Source organism: Mucilaginibacter sp. 3215, from assembly GCF_050433785.1.
GTDB lineage: Bacteria > Bacteroidota > Bacteroidia > Sphingobacteriales > Sphingobacteriaceae > Mucilaginibacter.
Window position 1 is genome coordinate 92,087 of record NZ_JBNPWO010000012.1, and the last position, 24,973, is coordinate 117,059.

The window sequence follows — 24,973 nt, forward strand, 5'->3', positions numbered from 1 at the left end:
GTTAACACTCGTCGCCTTTTTTGTGTAATTACTGATAACTTTTACCTGCTAACGAAAACGTTTGCGTGGATTGTTTAGGCTTATTACTTCCAACTTGCCCGTATGATGTGTAATTTGCCGCTTACAAGTATAAACTACCATACCGTTAACTCTGGTATATATCTGTTAATAACCAATGAAGAATTTTTTAGATCAGGATTTTTTACTTCAAACCAAAACGGCGCAGCGCTTATATCATGAGTTCGCCAGCCATCAGCCTATTATTGATTATCATTGCCACCTGCCGCCAGATCAGATTGCTGATGATATCAATTTTAAAAACATAACCCAGATCTGGCTTTATGGCGATCATTACAAATGGCGCGCTATGCGGGCAAATGGTATTAATGAAGCCTATATCACCGGTAACAAAACCGACGAGGAAAAGTTTATGCAATGGGCCGCTACGGTTCCTTACACTCTGAGAAACCCGCTATACCATTGGACACACCTTGAATTGCAGCGTTATTTTGGCATAAATGAATTGCTTTCACCAGCATCGGCACAAAAAATATATGCCCAGTGCAACGAAAAACTGCAATCGCCGGAGTTCAGCATCCGTAATATTTTAAAAAGTAAAAATGTAGAAGTTGTTGGCACCACTGATGATCCGTTGGATAACCTTAGCCATCATCAGAAACTGAAACAGGACGGGTACAGTATTAAAGTATTGCCGGCCTATCGCCCTGATAAAGCTATGAATGCTGACGATATAGCGGGACTCAATAAATACATTGATCAATTGGAAGTGGTAGCAAATGTATCTATATCTAACATTGATGAATATCTTTCAGCTTTAAAAGCAAGACATGATTACTTCGCCGAAAATGGCTGCAAATTATCTGATCATGGTCTTGAGCAAATTTACGCCGAAGATTATACCGACGCAGAGATAGCTACCATCTTTACTAAAATAAGGAATAGTGAAGTGTTGTTGTCATTGGAAATCCTGAAATTTAAATCGGCCATGTTGTATTACTTTGCCATTTGGGACCATGAAAAAGGCTGGGTACAACAGTTCCATCTTGGCGCACTGCGCAATAATAATGCGCGTGCTTTAACCAATTTAGGCCCTGATACCGGCTGGGATTCTATAGGCGATTTTGCACAAGGCAGGGCATTATCCAAATTCCTGAACAGGTTGGATACCACTAACCAGTTAGCCAAAACCATTATTTATAACCTTAACCCTGCCGATAACGAGTTGTTTGCTACTATGGTGGGCAATTATAATGACGGTTCGGTAGCCGGCAAAATGCAGTTTGGATCGGCCTGGTGGTTTTTGGATCAAAAGGATGGCATGATCAAGCAATTAAACGCTTTATCAAACATGGGCCTGTTGAGCCGTTTGGTTGGGATGCTTACCGATTCAAGGAGCTTTATGTCGTTCCCGAGGCATGAGTATTTCCGCAGGTTGCTTTGTAACTTGTTGGGTGATGACATTGAAAACGGCGAATTACCAAACGATATTGAATGGACAGGAAAGATCGTGAGCGATATTTGCTATTTTAACGCCAAAAACTATTTCAATTTTTAAATGAGCAATATAGAAAATACAAAGGGAAGCATCCTGTCATTTGGCGAATTGTTGTTACGCATGTGCCCCGATGGTGAAGGGCAATGGTTAAAAAGCAACAAGCTGCCATTTTTTATGGGTGGTGCCGAGCTTAACGTAGCCAATGCTTTAGCCCTTTGGGAGCAGCCAATAAAATATTTTACTGCTTTGCCTGATAATGCCTTATCCGAACAGATTATCGGTTACCTGGAAAGCAAAAACATCGACACATCAGCAATACATCATAGTGGTAACAGGATAGGTCTTTATTACCTCACCCGTGGTAAAGATGTAAAGAACAATGCCATTGTATATGACCGTGCCGGTTCGGCATTTGCCGATCTGAAACCGGGCATGGTTAACTGGGATGCTGTTCTGGAAGGGGTGAGTTGGTTTCATTTCAGTGCGATATGCCCGGCCTTAAGCCAGCAGGCTGCCGATGTTTGCGAAGAAGTTTTACAGGCAGCAAGCAAAAAACATATCACCATATCTGTCGATCTTAATTATCGCCCCAAATTATGGCAGTACGGTAAAAAGCCAACGGAGATTATGCCAAAGCTGGTGCAATATGCTGATATCATTATGGGCAATGTTTGGGCAGAGGAAACCATGCTGGGCATTCCCGTTACACCGGATATCCATGAATCGGGTCAGCAGAGCATTTACCTTAAAGAGGGGCTCTACTCGTCCGAAAGGATTATGGATGCTTATCCGCGCTGCCGGGCTGTTGCCAATACCTTCCGCTTTGATGCAGGCAAAGGCGTTGAATATTACACTTCGCTTTATACGGGCAACCGCTTTTATCATTCGCCTACCTACACTACCGAAACTGTTGTTGATAAGGTAGGCAGCGGGGATTGCTTTATGGCTGGGCTTATTTACGGCTTTTTTAACAAGCAGGATCCGCAGCAATTGCTGGACTTTGCAACGGCAGCCGCATTCGAAAAGCTGTTTATTGAAGGCGATGCGACCACCAAAACAGTTGATGAAATTTATAACACAATGAAATAATGAGTAAAAAAGATATAGTACTTGATGCCATATTAAAACAGGGAACATTGCCGCTGTTCTTTTACAAAGACCCGGAAGTGAGCCTGCAGATTACCCGCACGCTTTATAAAGCTGGCATTAGGGTATTTGAATATACCAACCGCGGCGCCGCCGCCCTCGAAAACTTCAAGGTTTTAAAACAAGCCCTTGCAAACGGCGAAATGCCGGGCCTGGAATTAGGTATCGGCACCATCAAAAGCCTTCAGGAAGCTGAAGCTTTTATTGCTGCTGGAGCTGATTTTATCGTTTCGCCAATTGTTAACCCCGAGGTTGGCAAACTGGCGGCGCAGCATAACCTGTTATGGATTCCTGGTTGTATGACACCAACCGAAATCTATACAGCTCAACAAAATGAGGCTGCGTTGATAAAAATATTCCCGGCCAACATACTGGGACCGGAGTTTGTATCCTCAATCAGAGATTTGTTTGCCGGTCAGTTGTTCATACCAACAGGTGGGGTTGATTTGAACCATGACAGCATCAGTACCTGGTTTAAAGCGGGGGTATGCGCCGTGGGCATGGGCAGCAAGCTCATCAGCAAAAGCGTATTGGAAAACCGGGAGTACGACAAATTGTATAACGATACCCTGAAGCTGCTGGAAATAGTACAAACCATTAAATAGCCTGTAAACCTAAATTATAATGAGAGAAGAAAAAGTTGGAAACTACCGCTGGGTGATCTGCTCGCTGGTATTTTTCGCAACAACCGTTAATTACCTTGACCGGGCAGTAATCAGTTTGCTTAAATCAGACCTTACCAAAGAGTTTAAATGGAATGATGGTGATTATGCAAACATTGAGATAGCTTTTAAAATAGCTTATTCAATAGGTTTGCTGGCCGCCGGACGGATCATCGATAAGATAGGCACCAAACTCGGCTATTTCCTTTCAACACTGTTGTGGAGTATTTCGGCTGTGTGCCACGCTTTTGTTGGCGGCACCTTTGGTTTCGGTGTGGTGCGTTCTGCGTTGGGTCTTAGTGAAGCTGGAAATTTTCCTGCAGCCATTAAAACCGTTGCCGAGTGGTTTCCGAAAAAAGAACGTGCATTTGCTACGGGGATCTTTAACTCGGGTGCAAATATAGGTGCTATAGTTGCACCTTTAACGGTTCCGTTTATCGCAGCTGCCTGGGGATGGCGCTGGGCATTTATTATCACAGGTTCTATTGGTTTTATATGGCTGGTGCTTTGGCAGGTTAATTATCGTGCACCTTCAAAACATAGTAAGGTATCAAAAGCCGAGCTTGATTACATCAACAGTGATCATGACAGTCAAACTGAAGCTTTGCAGCCAGTTGAGCAAAAGAAAATATCATGGGGCAAGCTGCTTTCGTTTAAGCAAACCTGGGCCTTTGTTGTAGGCAAATTCCTTACCGACCCTATATGGTGGTTTTATCTGTTCTGGCTCCCCGACTTTTTGGAAAGCCAGTATCATTTAAAAGGCACAGAAATAGCCATTCCTGTTGCGTTGGTTTATACCATGTCTACCTTTGGCAGCGTTGGCGGCGGTTGGCTGCCCATGAACCTGATTAAAAATAAATGGCCGGTGTTTAAAGCCCGTAAAACATCCATGTTTATTTATGCACTGGCAGTAATACCTATCATATTTGCCCAAATTTTGGGCGGTGTTAATATGTGGCTTGCCGTTATCGTAATTGGTATAGCAGCTTCGGCGCACCAGGCATGGAGCGCTAATATATTCACCACAGTTTCGGATATGTTCCCAAAACGTACTATTGGTTCGGTAACGGGCTTAGGTGGCATGTTCGGCTCTATCGGTGGGGTGTTCCTGTCGCTTGCCGTGCAAAAAAACCTCTTTGTGTATTACCGGTCAATCGGTAAAATTGAGATAGCTTATTATATTATGTTTTTTGTTTGCGGAAGCGCTTACATTTTGGCCTGGCTCATTATGCATTTCCTGGTGCCCAAAATGAAACCAATTGAATTGGATTAACCATATGAAATATAAAAAATAAAGCCGGGTCAAATGATCCGGCTTTATTTTTTATAAAGAGTGACTTACGGCCTGTTCGGCCAGTTCATCAATCCAGCTTGAAAGGTAAGGCTCTGTACCATCAATCCTGATCCATTCGCCGTCTTCATCTTTGGCTATTACCAAATGCAGTGTTTCATCTATTGATTTAAACTCATAGGCGTTTGCGTACCCGCGATTGATTACCTGTTGCGCTGTGCCTTCGATAATGCTGTCAGTCCCCGTAAGTGTGGCATCAAATTGTTGTTCCATAGTTTTTATAATTTATTAAGCTAACATAATTCGGGCAATTTCTGTTTGCATCAGTCTTGGGCTGGCGATCATGTCATATTTTTTAGACTGATAAAATTGTGTTTAAATTTAAGGCTGCTAAAACTTTTAATACACGAGTTACGTTTTGTTAATAATTATAAACCATGAACAGAAGGCTCAGTACAAAATATTTCCAGGTATCGCAAAGGGTATGGGGAACTAAACTATTATTTGTTAACGTTTACATGATCGCTAACCGTCCCGGTGCTGCCAAAGGCTGGGTTTTGGTGGATACGGGATTAAAAGGTTCGGCCAAGAAAATCATTGCTATGGCCGAGGAGCTTTTTGGACCGGGAACCAGACCTGCGGCTATTGTGCTTACACATGGGCATGCTGACCATGCAGGAGGCCTGGCAGAGCTTTTGGAGATTTGGAATGTACCGGTTTATGCCCACTCGCTTGAATTACCGTATTTAACCGGCCTGTCGTCATATCCGCCCGCCGATCCAACGCTGACTGACGGGATGATGAGCTTGTTATCTGTGTTTTTCCCTACGGCACCCATAAACCTGGGCTCCAAAGTAAAGGCAATTGATATGGAGGAAGGGGTCCCCGAATTGCCCGAATGGAAAGTGATCCACACACCCGGGCATACACCGGGCCATATTTCCCTGTTTTTGCCAATAAATTCGACCCTTGTAATCGGGGATGCCTTTTCAACTACTAAGACCGAATCAGCTTTATATTCATTTAGTTCGCTTAAAAAGTTAACCGGACCGCCGAGGTATTTCACCACCGACTGGGAAGCTGCTGCCCAATCGGTACGCAGGCTTGACGCGCTTGAACCACGCACAGTAGCGACAGGCCATGGCCCGATAATGCGCGGCCGTGAGCTGCATGATCAATTGCATGAACTGGCCGATAACTTTGAGCAGGTTGCAATACCTGCAAAAGGCCGCTATGTAGGGCATCCCGTTGTCGCCGATGAAATGGGCGTAGCCTATATTCCGCCTTATGTAAGCAGCAGTATCTTAAAAGCAACAGTTGGCATCGCAGCTGCACTCGCAACGTTTTTTATTATAAAAGGATTGCAGGAATAGGAGCAGAGTCCCATCGCTTTGTGCTTACCTTTACCGCGTGGAAAATTTAAAACCAGATCCAAAAATTCTCATCGATATTGTACAAACTAAAATGCCTTACGGTAAATATAAAGGCACCATTATAGCTGATATCCCGGTATCATACCTGGAATGGATGGCAGGCAAGGGTTTTAGTAAAGATAAAATGGGGATGTTACTTTCAACCACATTTGAGATCAAAACAAATGGGCTGGGCGAGATCCTGTATATGGTGAAGAAACAAGTTCAAGCCCAAGCCCCCCGACCCTCTAAAGGGGGAGGATTCTGATCAGGTTTCTTACCCATCTCATTAAAAAAAGAAGGAGTACTCGTAACGCTTCTTTTTTATGCCAATAACTCCCCTTTAGGGGGCCGGGGGGGCTACAACCTGTTAAACCAGCCTTTCTTCCAAAATACAAACACCTGTATTATGGCTATCAAAAACATAAACACGATAGCATAAATGTAACCATGGTGCCAATATAGCTCCGGCATGTTATCCGGCAGAAGATGGCCTTTATCATCCTGCCGGGAAAAATTCATCCCATATATACCGGCTATAAAAGTAAGCGGGATAAAGATCACAGAAATGATAGTAAGCACCTTCATGATCTCGTTCATGCGGTTACTTACCATGGATAGGTACAGGTCGATGATACTTGACGTTACCTCTTTATAGTTTTCAATGAGGTCCATGGCCTGGATGCAATGATCATAGGCGTCGCGTAAAAACAATTTAACTTCCGGCGTTATCAACGGACTTTCAGACCGGATCATGTCATTGATCTTATCCCGCTCGGGCCAGCTGGCGCGGCGTACAACAATGAGCGTACGTTTTAATTGCTGGGCATTAAACATGATGGTTTTATCGGCGCTGAGATAAAGCTTATCTTCAAGCGCATCCAAATGATCTCCAATTTCGGCAAGCAGCACAAAGTAGGTATCAATTATAGTGTCAGTAAGCGCATAACACATATATCCGGGTCCCGCGGTACGGATAGCGCCCTTCCCGGCTTTTAAACGTGTTTTTACAGCATCAAAGCGCTCGGTGTGGTCCTCCTCAAAACTAATGATGATATTATCTTTTATGATAGCTGAAAACTGGCAGTTGATGATCTCATTATCCTTATTGAATTGAACGATGCGGCTGGTACAAAAGGCATAATCCTCGTATTCATCAAATTTGGGGCGCTGGTGTGTATTGGCAATATCCTCCAAAACCAGGGGATTGATATTGCAATGTTCACCAATTTGCTCAATCAGCGAGGCATCGCCCAAACCATTAATCTTGATCCAATGGGTATGATTATCACATTTATTTAGCTGTTTTAAGGCTGTTTTGATATCCTTGCCCTCGCATGTTACTAACTCATCTTTATTGTATGAGTAAACGGATATAATGGGTTTCAGGGCATCCTCGGCTACCCTGATAGTACCCGGTCTGTCACCTACATTTCCTGCGTGTTTGTGTTTTTTAAGACGCAGGCGTTTAAAGTTGCCATTCATCTACAAATAGTTTACGGTTTGCGGGCCCTGGTTAAACAGCAGGTCAATGATACTCAGGTTTTTCATAAAGCCCTTGCGGTCTTCAAATACCTGGAAATATGGTTTCTGCTGCATTTCGCTTTCTTTTTTAGGATGGATAGAAAACCGAAAATCGTGCAGGTTAGGATATTCGGCCTGGTATTCATTCGTGTAATTTAATTCTGTTTTTATTTTAGCGAGCTTAAGCAGCAGGCTCAAAAGCTCCTGATTATAATCAAACAAGTAGGTAATTTGTTTTTCATAAAAAGGTGCAAAGTCATCTTCATAAAACTCAAAATAAGCCGAACGGCGATAACAAGCCTGCAAGCTTTGCCAGTGCAGGCGCTGCCACATAAAATCGTAGCTGATTTTTACGTCTTTAACTTTAGTGTGATTTTTTGAACCTTTAATTACCGGAACCACCAATGCCAGTACACCATCGGGCGAGTAGATATTGGCCCGGTTGCGATAAGTTTGTTTGGGGAAATGTTCTTCTCTTTCTATCAGTATATCAGGCTTGTACGTATTTAACTGTACAAAATAATCTACCGGTGGAAGATAAAACATGGGTAACACAGCGCCTTTTTCAATCATATATTTTATGTTTGTGCTCAAAATTGGCTAAAATAATGATAAAAAAGGGTTTTACTAAGTTAGGGATATTAATTTTATACCTTATCTCGTTGCTTCCCTTTTGGTTTTTATACATTTTATCCGATATCGCGTTTGTTATTATTTACTACGTTGTTCATTACCGCCGTGATGTAGTGCAGCAAAACCTCCGCAATTCCTTTCCCGAAAAAACAGATCAGCAACGTCATGATATTGAACGAAAGTATTATCGCTACCTGGCCGACCTGATAGTGGAAACCATTAAAATGATCACCGTATCAGAAAAACAGATCCAAAAAAGGGTAGTGGCTACCAACTCCGACCTGGTGTTTGAATACTTTGCTAAAGGTAAGAGTATTATTGCTGTTGCCGGCCATTACTGCAACTGGGAAATGGCCGCCCTCAATTTTAACTTTGTTACCGATAAAAGGTTTATGATCATTTACAAAAACCTGTCGAACAAAACGTTTGATGATTTTTTCATTAAGATCCGTTCAAGGTTTGGTGGGCAGCCGGTTGCCATGAAGCAAACATTGCGTAAAATGATTGAATACCGTAAAGAACTTACTGTAAGTGTGCTCGTGGGCGATCAAACTCCCGTGATGCATGAGGTAAACTATTTCACCAATTTTTTAAACCAGCCTACTGCGGTATTTTTGGGTATCGAAAAAATTGCCAAAACAATTGACGCAGCTGTTGTTTTTTACGACATGAAAAGGGTAAAACGCGGATATTATGAATATACGCTAATCCCGCTTACCGAAACACCAAAAGAAACTGCCGAACACGAAATAACAGATATGCATGTTAAATATCTTGAGGGGATGATCAGGAGAGAACCGCAATATTGGCTATGGTCGCACCGGAGATGGAAATTTAAGCCGGAGGATTTACATAGATGACCCATACACCTAAAGTTGCTGTAGTTATTTTAAACTGGAATGGCGTAAAGTACCTTAAACAATTTCTTCCCTCGGTATTGTCATCAACGTATCCCAACCTGGATATCGTTATGGGCGATAACGATTCTTCGGATGATTCAGTGGCGTTTATGCGCGAAAACTATCCATCAGTAAGGATTATCCAAAATGATAAAAACTACGGTTTTACAGGAGGTTACAACCGGGTGCTGGCCCAGGTTGATGCTGATTATTATATCCTGCTTAATTCGGATGTGGAGGTAATCCCCGGCTGGATCGAACCTGTGATCGAATTAATGGAAAGCGATAGTTTAATTGCTGCTGCTGCTCCAAAGATCCGGTCATACGCGCAAAAAGAATACTTTGAACATGCCGGTGCTGCCGGTGGCTTTATTGATAAGCACGGCTATCCTTTTTGCCGCGGCAGGATCTTTTACGAGCTGGAAAAGGATAACGGCCAATATGAGCAATCGAGCGAAGTGTTTTGGGCGTCAGGAGCATCGCTGTTTATCAAAAAAAGCATCTGGGATGAAGCAGGTGGTTTTGATGAAAGCTTTTTTGCCCACATGGAAGAGATCGACCTTTGCTGGCGCTTAAAAAACATGGGCTATAAAGTAATGTACTGCGCGCGATCAACCATATATCACGTTGGCGGCGGTACATTAAATGCCGAAAACCCGTTTAAGACCTATCTCAATTTCAGGAATAACCTGCTGCTTATAAAAAAGAACCTTCCATTTTGGCGGGCGTTTTGGGTGATCGGCATCCGCTTTATAATGGATCTCCTGGCCTTGTTCAGGTTTTTGATGGAAGGTAAACGCAAAGATGCCTGGGCAGTAAGCAGGGCACATCAAAGCTTTGTGTTAAGCCTCTTTAAGAAGGTTAAAGGCGAAAGGCAAAAGGCGAAAGGTAACGCGGTACAAAACACAAAAGGTATATACAGGAACAGTATTGTTTGGGATTTCTTTGTGAAAAAGAAGATCCATTTTACTGATCTTGATCCTTCGGAGCTTTAACGTCATCTGCACCCTGTTCCGGTTCTGCTGCTTCGTTGATTATGCCGGGCCCCTCGACCTTAATAGGTGGCAAACCCTTAGGCCATATCACCCGTACATCCTGCTGGCGGAATGGTATGTCGATTCCTTCTCTGTTAAATGCATCGTAAATATCGGCTAATACGCGGCTCTTAAGTCCAAGCCAGGTATTGATATCGGCTGCCCAGAAAAACACCCTGAAATCAACCGAGCTTTCATTTAAATTATGCAGGAATACAGAAGGCGATGGCTGGTTCATGATATCATCATGGTTAGTTAATAAATTTAACAATATTGCCTTAACCTGCTCAATGTTTGATCCATATGCTACCCCGATAATCAGTTCAACCCGCCGGTTGTTATTGCTTAAGGTCCAGTTAATTACGTGGTGGGATATTAAGTCGCCGTTAGGGATAATTACCTCCGCGCCATCGGCAGTGGCTATTTTACTGGCACGGATGCCGATATCCATAATAGTACCCGAACGGCTGTCAACTTCAATAATATCACCAACCTGGATAGGTTTCTCGAAAGCCAGTATCAAACCCGATACCAGGTTGTTTACAATATTCTGTAAGCCAAAACCAATACCAATACCAAAGGCGCTGATTATGATGGTGATCTTATCAATAGGCACGCCCGAAGCAGCAACGGCCAGGAAAAAGCCTAAAGCAATCACCCCAATTCGGATAAGCAGGGTGGAGGTGCGGTTCTTTTTCTTGGCGACATCAATATCATTGGCATGCTTGGCAGCAATATCATAAAGGTAACTGATGATCTTTGACGCGATGGATGACAGCCAGATCACGGCCACAAATATGATTACGCTTTGAAACGTGAACTGGGTATTGGTGCCCCCGATGCTGCGGTTTTTGGTCAGAAAATCGGCCAGGTAATCAAATACGGTATCTTCAACGTTCAGGTTTTGGGTAAGCATTACCAGCCATAGCAAGGTAGCCAATATGCTCAGCACACTCCTGAACTTATTTTGCATTAATTTATAATCGATAAAAGAAGTAAGGTTGTTGCTCTTTTTACCGGCTTCCAGTTGCAGGAACAAGGCTTCCATAATGATATGCACTATATAATACATAGCAAGGGCAAGCCACAGGTTATAAACTACACTAACACCAATGATCTTAGCCAAACTCACCCTGCCGAAAACATTGCACAAAAAAGATGCCCCCTGCAGAAATATGAAAACCTTCAATATAAAGCCGGTATAAGGCAGGTAATCAGCCCTGGCCTTGCGCACTTCTGATAAAAACCTGAAACTTATTACCGACGCAGCCAAGCCTAAAATCAAAATAACTACCCTGTCGATATTGGTTACCTGGATATAAAGATTGCTAAGGCTGTAAATAATAGTGATGCCAAATAGCTGCAGCATGTAACGGAACATAGTTACAGGGCATGCCTTTTTTATGAGGTAAAGCAGGGCAATCATCAGCACCAATAAAAACATCTCCAATACAATTACCGGCGGGTGATCATAAACGTTAGGCAGCAACGTAAAAGTTAAAACAACTGAGGATACAAACGGATAATTTACAACGTAATTTGCCTGACTAAACACACTTTCGGGCGTATCGTTATCACGTGTGATCCTACGGCGACTGGCGCGGACCCAGGCAAAAAAAGCAAATAGAACCACCAAGCCAGAAAGATGGATCAGGATATCCCGACCTATAAAAAAGTTGAACAGCTTGGCGTTCATATCGGCCGTAGCTTTTGTTGCCGGGCCGAAATCACTGCCTTCATCAGCATTCATGTTCCATATGTTGCTATACTCCTGAGACATCGCCCTGATGCTGAAATCCCTGATCTTGGTATCAATCTGGTCTTTAAGGTCAAGTATCGAAATATAAACAGCCGAGGTGCGGTTTTGCAGCAGGCCTACTTTTACCATCACCTTTTTGTTAGTGGTGTCCAGGCGATGGTATTTACTGTCGATAGCTATTTTCTGGATGAGGTAAGTGGTAGCCAGCGAGCTATCGGCAGGCAGGATCTTTAAAACGCTGTCGCGCGATATAGCGTCCAGATCGTTTTGATTTTGAACAAGTTTACTGTTGATATCCGCAAGCTGCTCCTGCCAAAGGTCAAGCTGGTCATCACTGCGGGTAAGCACATCCCTGATGGTATACAGGTACCTTAACGTGCTTGATTTATCATTATCAATAAGCGATTTGATGAGCGTAATCCGCCTTTCAAATGATGGCAGCTTCGTGCTAATCTCTGCCGTATCTAACTTTTTTGACAGGTTGCTTTTGATCTGGTTAAAGGCAGATGTGTAATATTCAACCTTTTGCAGCAGGTTATTGACCGATGTATCCGAGCGTTTGAGCGCCCGCATCATCGAATCGCGCGAGAGGATAGAGGCGCGAAGCGAGTCTCTTACCGATCTTGGCTTTTTCTTTTTGGCTTGGGCAAATGCATCAACACTGAATAACAGCGTAATAAAAAGTAAACTTAGCGCGGCAACCCTGAATATTTTAAGCATCTGGAACAATAAGCTGAAAGCAATGTTTAAACGCTTTTACACCAAAAGCGTTTTATCAAAACGATAAAATATTTTAATATTATTTAAGCGACAGGTTTTCAATGGCCAGGCGATAGCTATCCATCCCGAAACCCGCAATTACACCACGACAACTGGCCGCTATCATTGATTTATGCCTGAACTCCTCGCGCTTGTGCACGTTGGAGATATGCACTTCAATAACCGGGGTATTGATGGCAGAAATTGCATCTGCAATAGCAATGGAGGTATGGGTATAAGCGCCGGCGTTTATTACAATACCATCGTAACTAAAACCAATTTCATGCAGTTTATTTATAATTTCGCCCTCAATGTTGCTTTGGTAATAATCAATGGTGATGTTTGCAAAGCGTTGACGCAGGGTTTCAAGATAGGTTTCAAAACTGGCATCGCCATAAATTGATTTTTCGCGAACGCCTAACAGGTTCAAATTGGGGCCGTTTATAATTTGTATCTTCATTAGTTCAAACTTAGCTATAAATCATCAAAACTAAAATCAATTGGATTGGCGTTCGGCAATAAAAGGTTTCCAGGCTTATTTAAAATTAGAGAAGTCGCTATCCGACAACTCTATCGAAGCTTACAGCAGGGATATAGAAAAACTATATCAATATTCAGATTCACAGCTAGTTAACTTAAAACCAGAATTAATTACTTTAACTAATTTACGGGAGTTCATCAACTGGATAAATGAGCTGGGGATGATCCCTTCATCCCAGGCCAGGATCCTATCCGGGATCAAAGCGTTTTATAAATACCTGCTGATGGAGGATATTATTAAATCCGATCCGTCAGAACTGCTCGAATCGCCCAAGATCAGGCGTAAACTGCCGGATACATTGAGCTATGAAGAGATCAACAAAATTATAGCTGCCTTAGACCTTTCCAAACCCGAAGGCATGCGAAACAAAGCCATCCTGGAAACTCTATACGGTTCAGGCCTGCGTGTATCCGAGCTTACCGAACTAAAACTCTCCAACCTGTACCTTGATATTGAATTTATAAAGGTGACCGGTAAAGGCAATAAGGAACGATTGGTGCCGATAGGCAGCGAAGCTATAAAAGCGCTGAAGATCTGGATAGAAAATGTAAGAGTACATAACCCAATAAAAAGAGGTGAGGAGGACTATGTTTTCCTGAACAGACGGGGTACAAGGTTAAGCCGGCAGATTATTTTTTTAACCATCAAAGGGTTGGCTGAAACCATTGGATTGAAGAAAAAGATAAGTCCGCATACCTTTCGGCACTCCTTTGCCACACACCTGGTTGAAGGTGGCGCCGATTTACGGGCGGTACAGGAGATGCTGGGACATGAAAGCATCACCACAACAGAAATTTATACCCATTTGGACAGGGAGTATTTAAAAAGTACAATAAGCCAGTTTCATCCGCGCAGTTAAGGTCAGATCAGGTACTGATCAATTACATCCTGAGGGATCTTTGCACCGCGTCCGGTAGCCATGTCAATCATCACATAATCAAACCAACCATCGCAGCAGATCTTTTTAGTGGCTTTATTGGTGATGGTAAACTTTACACGGCAGCCTTTGTCGTCAATACTTTCAATGCCGGTTTTTACAATAAAGTAATCGCCCATGGTTAGGGCGCGTTTGTACTCAACATGGGCTGTACGCACAACCCAGCCAAATCCCCGCTCCATGAATTTTTCCATGGCCATACCATAGCAGCGTTCCATCTGATCATAGCGGGCAGCCAGCACGTAGTCAAAATACTTGCTGTTATGCACGTGCTGAAACATGTCGATATCATCGGGGCGTACGCGAAACTCAGATTCGAAGGTGGAAAGTTGGAGCGGTGTATCCATATAGCAAATATAGTAATCCTATTTTAGTGACAGGAAAGCCATCAGCTTCTCATTAAAACTGCCGCCATGATCACAATTGGTAAAAAACACATAGCCCGATTGCCGTGTCTTGTCCATCAGGAAGCCGGATTGAAAATTACCGTTATTGCCCGAATGCAGGTAAAACGTACCCACCGGGTTTTGCGCTATTGCTATACCCAATCCCCAGGCTGAATAGCCTGCTTTGCGGAAATCTTCGGCAAGCGGAACAGTTAACTGCGGACGGAACATTTCCCGGATGCTGTTCTTGCTCAACCCTTTGTCTTTCATTAAGGCTATGATGAAAGTTGCATAGTCCAAAGCATTGGTATGCAGCGTTGCCGCCGGGTTAAAAGTATTTGAATCTATCTGCAAAGATGGTAACACTGGCCAATTTGACCCACCAACAGGATCTACATGCCCCTCCTGGTGACCTGAGACCTTGTGCTTCAGGATATAGGGATTAGCAGTGAACGAACTGTGGGCCATGTGCAGGGGAACGGTCACTTCTTGTTCAAATACCGGCTCTATATTTTGCAATGACCGGTTAAGTAGATGAGCGATCACTTTGCCCAGGTAAAGAAAACCCTCGCCCGAATAAAAAAATGAGGTGCCGGGTGTAAATTTCAAGTAAAGGTTCCCGGGTTTAACGTGCAACGCAGAATCAGCAGGAAAGAAGCGCCAGTTTGGTAACCCGGATTGATGAGAAAGCACCATCCGGGCGGTGATTAGTTTGTATCTCTCATCATGGGCGTTATCAGGATAGGGAAGATATTTATACAAAGGAGTATCCAGGCTTAATATTCCGCGATCTGCCATTTTTAAAACCCAATAAGTAAATATTGGTTTGGAAAGTGAGGCTGCTTCAAAAATCGACTGCTCGTCTACAGGCGCTTTTGTTTTAATATCTTTTATACCCAAAGCCCGGTGATAAACTATCTTACCTTTATTTATAAATGCGATAGATACCCCCGGGAGCTGCAACGAATCCATTTGTTTTTTCAAAAAAGCATCCATAGCAGTGTTACTGATAAGTTTCCCGGCTGGGCTTATGATCTGGGCTTGTAAGTTGCAGATGAGCCCGGACAAAACTAAACAGGTAAGTATAAGCACCCGGATATATTTATTGTATATGTGAGAAGATTGCATGTTTTGCATAAGGTAAGTTTTTAAATGGGACGCGAATATTAAAGATTTCGTTACAGGTTATTTTATATTTTAAGTGCTGTACCTTATTGCCGGATTTCTGCCCGCCTATTAAAATATCTAAAAACAAAAAGCGGGCGATCTTGTGGATCGTCCGCTTTAAATGAGGATACAGAATCTATTTTATGACCACCACTTAAGCGGAAAAACTATCTTATCAACCGAGCTCGCTACCATATCCGGTTTAAACGCGTAATGGCTCAACTGATCTTTACTGGAGATACCAGATAGCACCAGGATGGTTTTATATCCCATTTGTACACCACCCTGGATATCAGTTTCCATCGTATCGCCAATTACAGTCGTTTCGGCAGTTTCAAGGCCCAGGAATTTCCTTGCCGAGCGCATCATTACCGGGCTTGGCTTGCCGGTTACAAAAGCCTTACGGCCAGTAGCTTCCTCAATCATGGCTGTTGTAGCTGCGATACCTAAATTGTTCCAGCCTGGTTTTTTAGGAGATGGGTCCCTGTTGGTGGTTATAAACTTAGCGCCTGCCAGGATCATGTCGACCGCGCGTTGCACCATTTCCAATGTAAAGTTGCGGCCTTCGCCCAAAACAACAAACTCCGGGTCGGAATCAACAAGCGTGATGCCGTTTTCGTGCAAACTGCTCAATAGGCCGCCCTCGCCAAGCACAAAAGCGGTACCGTTAGGGCTTTGATCGCCCAGGAATTTCCCGGTAGCCATGGCGCTTGTATAAATATGTTTTGTTTCTACAGTTATTCCCAATCTTTTAAGTTTCCGTACAACCTCCAGGCTGGTGCGCTGGCTGTTGTTGGTCATAAAGGCAAATGGTATATCGTTATCAATAAGGTGTTTGATGAATTTATCGGCGCCCTGTATCAGTTCCTCGCCGCTGTAAATTACACCATCCATATCAATTAAAAGACCTTGTTTCATGCGTATAAATTATAAATGTTTTGTTTTATTAAAGAGGTGATGTTGAATAACCGGCGTTTTAAGCTCCCTCAAAAAAATCGATCAGGCCGCCAAAGTAGCTCTCGTTCCACCCGTCAACAATATCATTATAATCGTCATCGGGAATGTTGGTGTGCCTTAACTCGGCCGAAGTGCCTTGTTTATCAGCATGCAATTTGATGGTAACGATAGAGTTATCGCTTTGTCCTTCAAAATACCATTGCTGAACCACTTTTTTATTGGGTTCAAACTCGATATTTTTACCTACGATACTGCCATCCCACATAGAAAATTCGGTACCGGGCTCTGTCGACATTTCTGCGACTTCACCAGTCCACAATTCAATGGTAACCGGGTTGGTGATGGCCATATAGATCTCTTCGGGAGTGGCCGGTATGCTGTAATATTTTTTATAATCTTTCACCCGCGCAATTTAGCTCAAATAATTTAAACCTTCACCGGGCCAATTGGCAAAACAGTTTTTCCGTAAATCTCATTCAAAACATTAGCAATACCTGTGTAGATGGCCGACGCGCCGCAAATAATACCTTCATAACCGGCAAGGTGCTTAATCCCTACATTGCCGGTGACATCACCAGCCACTAACAGGAAAAATAATATAGTTAACGATGCAAAAACAAATTGCAGCGCGCGGTTAAGCCTCAATGTTCCAAAAAACAACAGCAGGGTAAATACACCCCAGATGCTTAGGTAAGCGATCATGGCTTCTTCAGATGGCGCAGCTCCCCAGCCAAATTTAGGCATTACCAATAGACCCACTAATGAAAGCCAGAAAAATCCGTAAGAGGTGAATGCTGTCAGCCCGAAGGTATTGTTCTTTTTAGCTTCGATAACACCGGCAATAACTTGCGCCAAACCGCCGTAAAACATACCCATAGCTAATATCATGGTGTTCATTTCAAAAAAACCGGCATTGTGAATGTTTAATAAAACGGTGGTCATTCCGAAAGCGCAAAGGCCAAGCGGCGCCGGGTTGGCAATGCCATCCTTCACTGGTACTGGTGTGGTAGGGATCATAATAGGTTTTAGTTTATTTGGTTTGTACCGCAAGCTAACTGATTTATAAATATTAAGCAAGTTTTTCACACCCTTAACCTACTTTTGCAATAATTAAACGGCCCCACTCAAAGCATGTCCGGCAGAGCGGACTTTTAAATAACAAACAATAAAAGTTTCCCCATTAGGGGGGATTTAGAGACACCTACCTATGCAAAAATTAGTATTAATACGCCACGGCGAGAGTACCTGGAACCAGGAAAACAGATTTACAGGCTGGGAAGATGTCGACCTGTCAGAAAAAGGTTACGAACAGGCCCATCGCGCCGGAAAGATCCTTAATAAAAACGGCTACAATTTTGATATCGGCTTTACATCTTATTTAAAGAGATCCATTAAAACGCTCCATTATATTTTGGAAGAACTTGATCATTTATGGATCCCCGTCGAAAAATCATGGCGGTTGAACGAACGGTTTTATGGTGCCTTACAAGGGTTAAATAAAGATGAAACCATTGCCCGATACGGCGAAGAACAGGTGTTAAAATGGCGGCGCGACCCTAATGAACACCCGCCCGCTATAACCAAAGATGATGCGCGCTATCCGGGTCATGATCTCAGGTACAAGGACCTGACCGAGCGTGAGCTCCCGCTGACCGAAAACCTGAGCGAAACTATGGACAGGGTATTGCCCTTTTGGAACGAAAGAATTGTCAGGGCCTTGCGCCGCAATCAAAAGGTTATTGTAGCGGCACATGGTAACAGCCTGCGTTCGCTTATAAAATATATTGATAATTTAAATGATGAGGAAGTCACTTCGCTGGAAATCCCTACCGCTACCCCCTGGGTTTATGAACTTGATGGGGATTTAAACAGGATCAGGCACTATTACCTGGAATAATTTGTCCTGCGGATCTTCTTTCTCTTTTACTTGTAGTACAATTGTTTATCTTGTAAGCCATAAACCAATTAATCCCTAATTAAGTCGAATGAAAAAATCCGACATCTATGAGGTCGCCATTAAAATACTGGGTATATACCTGCTGGTGGCCGATATCTCTAAACTTCCGGGCCTGATCACTTTCATCAGTAACCATGCAAATTCTCCTGTCGAACAGCAGCCTGCCGATCAAGGAAACCTTTTGCTGGTAAACGGGCTAAACTTTATTTTCCTGATCGTACTGGCGGTGCTGTTAATTGCCGGTACAAAAAGAATCACCCGCTGGATCACCAATGAAAGTGATTACCAGGAAAACGCGAAACTTTTCGCGGAGCGAAAAGTTATCTACGAAATATCCTTGGTAATAATAGGAGGGTTATTGTTGGTTGGCACTATTCCCGATTTTTTATACCACTTGTATACGCTTGCTAACGTTAATGAACAAAGCAGCGTAATATCGGCAGGGGCAAAAATATTTATCGGTATACTAACGGTAGCTTTTGCCAAAAGGATAGGGGCTTATTTTGCCAAATAAATTTGAACGATTTTAATGTACTGAAAGAGCGGCCTTTTTGGACGCTTTTTTTGTTACGGCCAGTCATATGTTAGCCGTTCCACTTCTGAAAATGGAACACTTATATAAATGTAAGAAGCTTCAATAGGTTTACTTAACAATAAGTTAATGAAATAGCAATGATTACGAATTAACCTTTGTGCAGTTTTACCGTATAATTTAACATTGTTAACTTATACATTAAAACCTGAAAAATCATTATGCTAAAACTTACTAATCTACGTATGTGGGTATTGGTCGCTGCCACAACAGGCGTGCTGGCAAGCTGTCAGAAAAATGGCCAGATGCCTGCATTGAAAGATGCTGATCAAACTGCAACCGGTACAAAAACAATTAAAACCTTAGCTGTGTCCTTAACACAGGGTTTTGAAGTTGGCGCAACCAGTCCAAAAACTGCTTATGATGTATCGCCAACCGGTTCATCAAGCGGCGACAATGTTTCCCTATCCGGCAATTCATGGAATATGTACGATGCCTTGATCGGCAATCTCTCTGCCGACCAAAAAGCGGGCTCATGGAGTGCCCGTATCCGTAACACCGGTAAAATTACTATGCTGTTTGATGTTACTACCGGCATCAGCACGGTTACCATCAAAAGTGCTACCTACGGCGGCGACAGCCCAAGCACCTGGGGACTATTTTATTCTGTTAACGGCGGTTCGTCATGGACGCAATCCGGTTCGGCAATTACCACTACATCAACATTAACAGTATCTACATTTACACTTACACAAACCGGCACTGTACGTTTAGAGATCCGTAAACTTAGCGGCGGTACCAACCGTATCAATATTGACGATATCATCATTAATGATAACAGCGGCGGCGGTACAGGCGGCGGCACTGTACTTACAGGCAAAAAATTCCTTTTTGATGCAAGTCACCTTGAAAACGCGGGGAGTGCCGACTGGCAAATAGATGCAGACGGCACTGAGCAGGTTGCAATTTATACCGGCGGTACAACTACCGAAACTAAAGCTCAACGTATTCCTACTCCTTCATACACAGGTATTACTTCATCTACTACTACGGAAACTTATTGGAAAGGCGCTCTTTCAGCATGGGCTGTAGAACTGGTAAAACGCGGAGAACTTGTTGAATCACTGCCTGTAGGCACAGCTATTACCTACGGCGGCGGCGGTGCACAGGATTTGAGCAACTACGATGTATTTGTGGTTTGCGAACCTAACCGCTTGTTTACGGCTGCCGAGAAAACTGCTTTGATGAACTTCGTGGCTAACGGTGGTGGTTTATTCATGATAGCTGATCATACGGCGGCAACAACTGCCGGTACCGATGCTAATGGCTACAATCCTTCAGACCGTGATGGTGATGGCTATGATTCGCCAAGGGTTTGGAATGACTTGATGACCAATAATGGCATCAATAACAACAATCCATTCGGCTTTAGCGTAAATTATGTTGATATCAGCGAAAGCCCGTCAACTAATGTTTATACCGGCTCCAATGCCGATGCGCAAGAAGTGCTGAACGGTGCGGCTGGCACTGCTTCAAAAATGGCTTTCTACGATGGTTCAACAGCAACCCTGTTCCCATCCAACAACTCAAGTGTACAGGGGCTATTCTGGCGTAACAGCGCTACCAATGGCGGCAATGCCAATGCTATGGCATTATTGGCAACCTATGGAAGCGGTCGTGTAGTTTGGATCGGTGACAGCTCGGATGCTGATGACGGTACAGGTGATACAGGCGATAACCTGTTTAACGGCTGGTCGGGTGATGCTCCATCAGGATATACCTCGCATTCGTCATTTCATTTAAATGCTTCATTCTGGCTGGCCAAAGCCCAGTAAGTGTATAATAACCTTTCTCCGAAAGGGAGAATTTTTATTTGTTAGTTTAAGTCCGGTTGCCCGTAGCAACCGGACTTTTTTATTATCCTGCTTCAAACAAGTTAGTTGCTTTTACAGTTATATATTATACGAAGGTGATTAATGAACTCATCTTCAGTTTTACCTATACAAAAACATCACCATGAAAAATTATGAAACCTTAGTGGATGCCACTAATGACCTCATGAAGAGAGGATATACGGCCAACCTTAGCCTTGATGGCGATACTATTGATGATAAAGAAAAAGATATCAGGATGACAGCCGATGACTTTGAGATCGATGAGTTTTATCGCTTTGAAGGTCCAAGTAACCCATCGGATATGTCGATAGTATACGCTGTATCATCATCAAAATATAACTTAAAAGGAGTGCTGGTAAATGCTTATGGTACTTATGCCGATGATAGCTCATCAGCGTTAGCTGCCAAATTACATCACGGGCAGGTAAGCCATAACCTGCACGGCGACGACAGGCCAACGGCGTAAATAAGTCGAAAGTCTTAAGTCAAAAATCTTAAGTTAAAAGTCGGTGACAAATATTTCTGTAGGGACAGCGGAATATTTGTTGGCGGCTTTTGGCTTTTAATACAATAGCCAACTTTAAAAGTCTGCCCTTTTGGGGATTAGAGAGGTAGAGGTCTCAATTCTTTCATCATTTTTCTCCCGGCAGATTGTATAGCTGCGGTACCATTGCGCATTAAAAATTCAAGCTGGGCCGGTAGCTCATCGGCCACCCAGGCGTAACGGTGCCGTAAATTAAACAATGCCCAACCAGCAAATACTTTCACCGCTATTTTAACTTTTGGATCTATCATCCAGTCAAAAAGGCGCTCAACAACGGGTTCAAGATCAAGGCGGTTGAGTTTTTGCTTTACCGGAGAGTGTTCCTTGGCTTCGGTAGCGTGCATCAGTATTTTAGCATAATGTCGTTGGCAGCCGGGGTTCGTAACCTGTGGCAACCGTTCAATAAAATATTGCAGGTTACCGGTAAAGACATCAGCATCCTTCAAAAACATATTTTCAAGCAGCCAGGCCGCACGGAAGGCGAGAGGCTTATCGGGGTGAAAGGTAATGTCAATCAGATCGTGCAAATTAAATTGCTGCTCGGTTAAAATACGGCTCAATTCAAGTACCTTGAGCTTGCCAATGGTGTTCTCTATTTTTTGGGTGAGTTCGTCGCGGGTCATTATAGTAGCTTAAAAGTAAATAAATGCTGATACTTAACCTAAAACACCTGTTCATTTCTGGCATTCACTTTCTATGTCACCAAAAGTTATACATTTGCTATCCGTATTAAAAATTTAATAGATACATGGTTAAATTCAACCGATTTACACTTGACAATGGCCTTAGGGTTATTGTGCATGAAGATAATACAACGCCAATGGCGGTGCTTAACATTTTATATGATGTTGGCGCACGCGATGAAGATCCCGAACAGACCGGGTTTGCCCATTTGTTTGAGCACCTCATGTTTGGCGGATCAGTCAATATTCCTGTTTATGATGAACCACTGCAAAGGGTAGGAGGTGAAAATAATGCCTTTACCAGCAACGATATCACCAACTATTATATCACCTTGCCATCTGCTAACCTGGAGACCGCATTTTGGCTGGAGAGTGACCGGATGCTGAGCCTTGCTTTTAGCGAAAAAAGCCTTGAGGTGCAGCGTAACGTAGTTATAGAGGAGTTTAAACAGCGTTACTTAAATCAGCCTTACGGCGATGTTTGGTTAAAGCTTCGTCCGCTGGTTTACAAAAAACACCCTTATCGTTGGGCAACCATCGGCAAAACCATCAAACATATCGAGGATGCACAAATCGAAGACGTAAAAGCTTTCTTCAAAAAGCACTACAACCCTCAAAACGCTATTATGGTAGTAGGGGGCAACGTAACAACCCAGCAAGTAAAAGAGCTTTCTGAAAAATGGTTTGGCCCGATACCTGCCGGCGAAAAATATCAGCGCAACCTGCCACAGGAACCGGAACAACAGGAGGCCCGCCGTGAAACGGTGACCGCCAAAGTACCACTCAATGATGTGTACATAGCTTTTCAGATGGGTAGCCGTACCGATCAGGATTATTATGTGGTAGAACTGCTCTCGGATATTCTTTCCCGTGGTAACTCATCACGATTATATAAATCGCTGATTAAGGAAAAGCAGATTTTTAGCGAGGTGCATGCCTATATCACCGGCAGTTTGGATAAAGGCATGTTTGTGTTAGAAGGCAAACCGCTCGATGGCATCAGCATTGAACAGGCGGAAGCTGCACTATGGGATGAACTGGAGAAAATAAAAGCTGAGGAGATCCCGGCGGATGAACTTACTAAAGTTCAGAATAAAACCGAGTCAACCATGATTTTTTCCGAAATGTCGCTATTGGATAAGGCCATGAACCTGGCCTCATTTGAATTGCTGGGCGATGCTGACCTGATCAACCATGAAACAGCAAAATATCTTGCTGTAAGCGCTGCCCAGGTAAAAGCAAAAGCCAATAAACTATTCATAAAAGATAATTCATCAACGCTTATTTATCTGGCGGAGAAATAAAAGAAACCCTGATTGAAAGGATTTTAGAATTGCCCTGATGCATAGAGTTATTCGGATCAGGAAATCTTTAAATCACGCCAACCAAGGGCAAACAATATACATATGATCAACAGAAAATTAGCCCCCGAATTCAGGGCTATCGATAATATTAATCTGATTAGGCCAGAGCACAAGAAACTCAATAATGGCTGCAATATTTTTTGCTTTAACTCCGGCGACCAGGAGTTGGTGCGTATTGAGTGGATCTTCGGTAACCTGAGCTTTGATCCGGCGAAACCGTTGCTTAACATGGCCGTAAACTCCATGCTTACCGATGGCACTGCAACTTTAACAGCTGCGCAAATTGCCGACAAAATTGACTTTTACGGTGCCTTTTTGCAGGTTGACTATGGATACGAAAACTCGCAGGTAACGCTGTATAGCTTAAATAAACACCTGCACCATACTTTGCCGGTTATTGCCGATATCCTGAATAATTCCATTTTTCCTGAAAAGGAGCTGGAAACTTTTAAGCGCAACCAACAACAAAAATTGCAGGTGAGCCTGCAAAAAAATGATGTGGTGGCCCGCAGGGCATTTAACAGGGCAGTTTATGGAGCTACCATTTTTGGATATGCTGCCGAGATGACCGACTATCAAACTCTGCAGCATGATGATATGCTGGCACATTACAAAAAAATGTACCAGCCTTCCAATTGCACTATCGTCATAGCGGGTAAAATTGAGCCGGAAACGCTAACACTGCTTACCGATACATTTGATAAAAACTGGGAAAACAGCCCAACACCGGCTATTACAATACAGCCTGATATTAAAGCGGCTGCCGACCTGTTTTATTTTACCGAGAAACCTGAAGCTTTGCAATCGGCCATCCGGATAGGTACGTCTATCATCAACCGTTCGCATGTGGACTTTCAGGCGTTACAGGTTTTAAATACAGTATTCGGTGGTTATTTTGGATCACGGCTAATGGCTAACATCCGCGAGGATAAAGGATATACGTATGGTATAGGCTCGGGGCTGGCGTCATTTAAGCAGGGCGGATCGTTTTTTATAGCGACCGAGGTCGGTGCAGATGTTTGCAAGCCGGCGGTTGCCGAAATTGAAAAGGAAATGAACCTGTTGAAAACCGAACTGGTACCAGAAGAGGAGCTTTCCCTGGTGCGCAACTACATGTTAGGCTCATTATTAGGCAGTTTGGAAAATGTATTTTCGCATGCTGATAAGTTCAAAACCATCTATTTTGCGGGTTTGGATTACGATTATTATGACAGGTACACGGTAACTGTAAAAAACATAACTTCAGATAAGCTGATCCAGCTGGCCAACACTTATTTCAACTTCGATCAGTTTTATAAAGTGATTGTAGGGAAATATTAATTTGATTTCATTTCGGAATTGGGATGTTCGATTTCGGATTACTTTGATTTCGAAT

At 43.2% G+C, this 24,973-nt stretch carries 26 protein-coding genes; 15 read left to right on the forward strand and 11 right to left on the reverse strand.

Translation table 11 applies throughout. The annotated features are described in order from the left end of the window. Window positions 1–175 precede the first annotated feature (175 nt). Genes uxaC through ABIC84_RS18730 form a run of 4 tightly spaced genes read left to right on the forward strand, consistent with a single transcriptional unit; the run spans window position 176 to window position 4,597 of the window. Window positions 176–1,576, forward strand: a complete 1,401-nt coding sequence (gene uxaC, locus ABIC84_RS18715) for a glucuronate isomerase (protein ID WP_429264516.1) — start codon at window positions 176–178, stop codon at window positions 1,574–1,576. Then, on the forward strand, window positions 1,577–2,605 hold the full coding sequence (locus tag ABIC84_RS18720; protein ID WP_426587649.1) for a PfkB family carbohydrate kinase: 1,029 nt from the start codon (window positions 1,577–1,579) through the stop codon (window positions 2,603–2,605). It abuts the gene before it with no gap. Then, complete coding sequence (locus ABIC84_RS18725) at window positions 2,605–3,267, forward strand: bifunctional 4-hydroxy-2-oxoglutarate aldolase/2-dehydro-3-deoxy-phosphogluconate aldolase (protein ID WP_188831946.1); 663 nt, start codon at window positions 2,605–2,607, stop codon at window positions 3,265–3,267. Before ABIC84_RS18720 ends, ABIC84_RS18725 begins: the two co-directional genes overlap by 1 nt. A gap of 19 nt (window positions 3,268–3,286) precedes the next feature. Further along, window positions 3,287–4,597 (forward strand): MFS transporter, encoded by a 1,311-nt coding sequence (locus tag ABIC84_RS18730; protein WP_354482892.1) that lies wholly within the window; start codon window positions 3,287–3,289, stop codon window positions 4,595–4,597. Window positions 4,598–4,648: 51 nt separating this feature from the next. Here ABIC84_RS18730 and ABIC84_RS18735 read toward each other — a convergent pair whose 3' ends face one another. Beyond that, entirely contained in the window at window positions 4,649–4,888 is a 240-nt protein-coding gene (locus tag ABIC84_RS18735; protein ID WP_354482889.1) for a hypothetical protein, read from the reverse strand. A 164-nt stretch (window positions 4,889–5,052) separates the two neighbouring features. On the opposite strand from ABIC84_RS18735, the gene ABIC84_RS18740 reads away from it, so the two are divergent. Beyond that, a complete protein-coding gene (locus tag ABIC84_RS18740; RefSeq protein WP_429264517.1) occupies window positions 5,053–5,988 on the forward strand; it encodes an MBL fold metallo-hydrolase in 936 nt (311 codons plus the stop codon). 37 nt (window positions 5,989–6,025) lie between these two features. Beyond that, window positions 6,026–6,295, forward strand: coding sequence for a DUF3820 family protein (locus ABIC84_RS18745; protein WP_429264518.1), 270 nt, complete (start codon window positions 6,026–6,028; stop codon window positions 6,293–6,295). 92 nt (window positions 6,296–6,387) lie between these two features. On the opposite strand, the gene corA is transcribed toward ABIC84_RS18745, so the two are convergent. Together corA and ABIC84_RS18755 are read right to left on the reverse strand one after the other, a co-directional pair. Then, window positions 6,388–7,512, reverse strand: coding sequence for a magnesium/cobalt transporter CorA (gene corA, locus ABIC84_RS18750; protein WP_354482882.1), 1,125 nt, complete (start codon window positions 7,510–7,512; stop codon window positions 6,388–6,390). Beyond that, a complete protein-coding gene (locus ABIC84_RS18755; RefSeq protein ID WP_429264519.1) occupies window positions 7,513–8,124 on the reverse strand; it encodes a WbqC family protein in 612 nt (203 codons plus the stop codon). A gap of 35 nt (window positions 8,125–8,159) precedes the next feature. On the opposite strand from ABIC84_RS18755, the gene ABIC84_RS18760 reads away from it, so the two are divergent. Both ABIC84_RS18760 and ABIC84_RS18765 read left to right on the forward strand, forming a co-directional pair. Next, the gene (locus tag ABIC84_RS18760) at window positions 8,160–9,044 is read left to right on the forward strand and encodes a lysophospholipid acyltransferase family protein (protein ID WP_429264520.1); all 885 of its coding nucleotides are present in this window, start codon (window positions 8,160–8,162) and stop codon (window positions 9,042–9,044) included. Next, a complete protein-coding gene (locus ABIC84_RS18765) occupies window positions 9,041–10,078 on the forward strand; it encodes a glycosyltransferase family 2 protein (RefSeq protein WP_429264521.1) in 1,038 nt (345 codons plus the stop codon). The genes ABIC84_RS18760 and ABIC84_RS18765 overlap by 4 nt, the downstream gene beginning before the upstream one ends. Here ABIC84_RS18765 and ABIC84_RS18770 read toward each other — a convergent pair. After that, window positions 10,050–12,596, reverse strand: a complete 2,547-nt coding sequence (locus ABIC84_RS18770) for a mechanosensitive ion channel family protein (RefSeq protein ID WP_429264522.1) — start codon at window positions 12,594–12,596, stop codon at window positions 10,050–10,052. The genes ABIC84_RS18765 and ABIC84_RS18770 overlap by 29 nt on opposite strands. A 79-nt stretch (window positions 12,597–12,675) precedes the next feature. Beyond that, window positions 12,676–13,095, reverse strand: a complete 420-nt coding sequence (aroQ, locus tag ABIC84_RS18775; RefSeq protein WP_429264523.1) for a type II 3-dehydroquinate dehydratase — start codon at window positions 13,093–13,095, stop codon at window positions 12,676–12,678. 40 nt (window positions 13,096–13,135) lie between these two features. On the opposite strand from aroQ, the gene xerD reads away from it, so the two are divergent. Next, window positions 13,136–14,035, forward strand: coding sequence for a site-specific tyrosine recombinase XerD (xerD, locus tag ABIC84_RS18780; protein WP_429264524.1), 900 nt, complete (start codon window positions 13,136–13,138; stop codon window positions 14,033–14,035). A 2-nt stretch (window positions 14,036–14,037) separates the two neighbouring features. On the opposite strand, the gene ABIC84_RS18785 is transcribed toward xerD, so the two are convergent. The 5 genes from ABIC84_RS18785 to ABIC84_RS18805 form a co-directional block, all read right to left on the reverse strand. Then, window positions 14,038–14,460, reverse strand: coding sequence for an acyl-CoA thioesterase (locus ABIC84_RS18785; protein ID WP_429264525.1), 423 nt, complete (start codon window positions 14,458–14,460; stop codon window positions 14,038–14,040). An 18-nt stretch (window positions 14,461–14,478) separates the two neighbouring features. After that, window positions 14,479–15,495 carry a serine hydrolase domain-containing protein gene (locus ABIC84_RS18790; RefSeq protein WP_429264526.1) on the reverse strand — a complete coding sequence of 339 codons (1,017 nt, stop codon included), beginning with the start codon at window positions 15,493–15,495 and terminating at the stop codon, window positions 14,479–14,481. Window positions 15,496–15,807: 312 nt separating this feature from the next. Next, the gene (locus ABIC84_RS18795) at window positions 15,808–16,584 is read right to left on the reverse strand and encodes an HAD-IIA family hydrolase (RefSeq protein ID WP_090525692.1); all 777 of its coding nucleotides are present in this window, start codon (window positions 16,582–16,584) and stop codon (window positions 15,808–15,810) included. 58 nt (window positions 16,585–16,642) lie between these two features. After that, the gene (locus tag ABIC84_RS18800; RefSeq protein WP_091164811.1) at window positions 16,643–17,026 is read right to left on the reverse strand and encodes an SRPBCC domain-containing protein; all 384 of its coding nucleotides are present in this window, start codon (window positions 17,024–17,026) and stop codon (window positions 16,643–16,645) included. A 23-nt stretch (window positions 17,027–17,049) separates the two neighbouring features. Continuing rightward, window positions 17,050–17,640, reverse strand: a complete 591-nt coding sequence (locus ABIC84_RS18805; protein ID WP_429264527.1) for an acetate uptake transporter — start codon at window positions 17,638–17,640, stop codon at window positions 17,050–17,052. A 190-nt stretch (window positions 17,641–17,830) separates the two neighbouring features. Between ABIC84_RS18805 and gpmA the strand changes: the two genes are divergently transcribed. The 4 genes from gpmA to ABIC84_RS18825 all read left to right on the forward strand — a co-directional run bounded on the left by gpmA (window position 17,831) and on the right by ABIC84_RS18825 (window position 21,473). After that, a complete protein-coding gene (gene gpmA / locus ABIC84_RS18810; protein WP_429264528.1) occupies window positions 17,831–18,520 on the forward strand; it encodes a 2,3-diphosphoglycerate-dependent phosphoglycerate mutase in 690 nt (229 codons plus the stop codon). Window positions 18,521–18,608: 88 nt separating this feature from the next. Further along, entirely contained in the window at window positions 18,609–19,094 is a 486-nt protein-coding gene (locus ABIC84_RS18815; RefSeq protein WP_429264529.1) for a hypothetical protein, read from the forward strand. Window positions 19,095–19,333: 239 nt separating this feature from the next. Next, window positions 19,334–20,947, forward strand: a complete 1,614-nt coding sequence (locus ABIC84_RS18820; protein WP_429264530.1) for a hypothetical protein — start codon at window positions 19,334–19,336, stop codon at window positions 20,945–20,947. Between the two features lie 181 nt (window positions 20,948–21,128). Then, on the forward strand, window positions 21,129–21,473 hold the full coding sequence (locus ABIC84_RS18825) for a phosphoribosylpyrophosphate synthetase (RefSeq protein ID WP_090525677.1): 345 nt from the start codon (window positions 21,129–21,131) through the stop codon (window positions 21,471–21,473). Between the two features lie 137 nt (window positions 21,474–21,610). On the opposite strand, the gene ABIC84_RS18830 is transcribed toward ABIC84_RS18825, so the two are convergent. Further along, window positions 21,611–22,174: a hypothetical protein gene (locus ABIC84_RS18830; RefSeq protein ID WP_429264531.1), complete on the reverse strand. Its 564-nt coding sequence runs from the start codon at window positions 22,172–22,174 to the stop codon at window positions 21,611–21,613. 125 nt (window positions 22,175–22,299) lie between these two features. Between ABIC84_RS18830 and ABIC84_RS18835 the strand changes: the two genes are divergently transcribed. Beyond that, on the forward strand, window positions 22,300–23,538 hold the full coding sequence (locus ABIC84_RS18835; RefSeq protein ID WP_429264532.1) for a M16 family metallopeptidase: 1,239 nt from the start codon (window positions 22,300–22,302) through the stop codon (window positions 23,536–23,538). A gap of 102 nt (window positions 23,539–23,640) precedes the next feature. Continuing rightward, complete coding sequence (locus ABIC84_RS18840; protein ID WP_429264533.1) at window positions 23,641–24,918, forward strand: M16 family metallopeptidase; 1,278 nt, start codon at window positions 23,641–23,643, stop codon at window positions 24,916–24,918. Window positions 24,919–24,973: the final 55 nt, after the last annotated feature.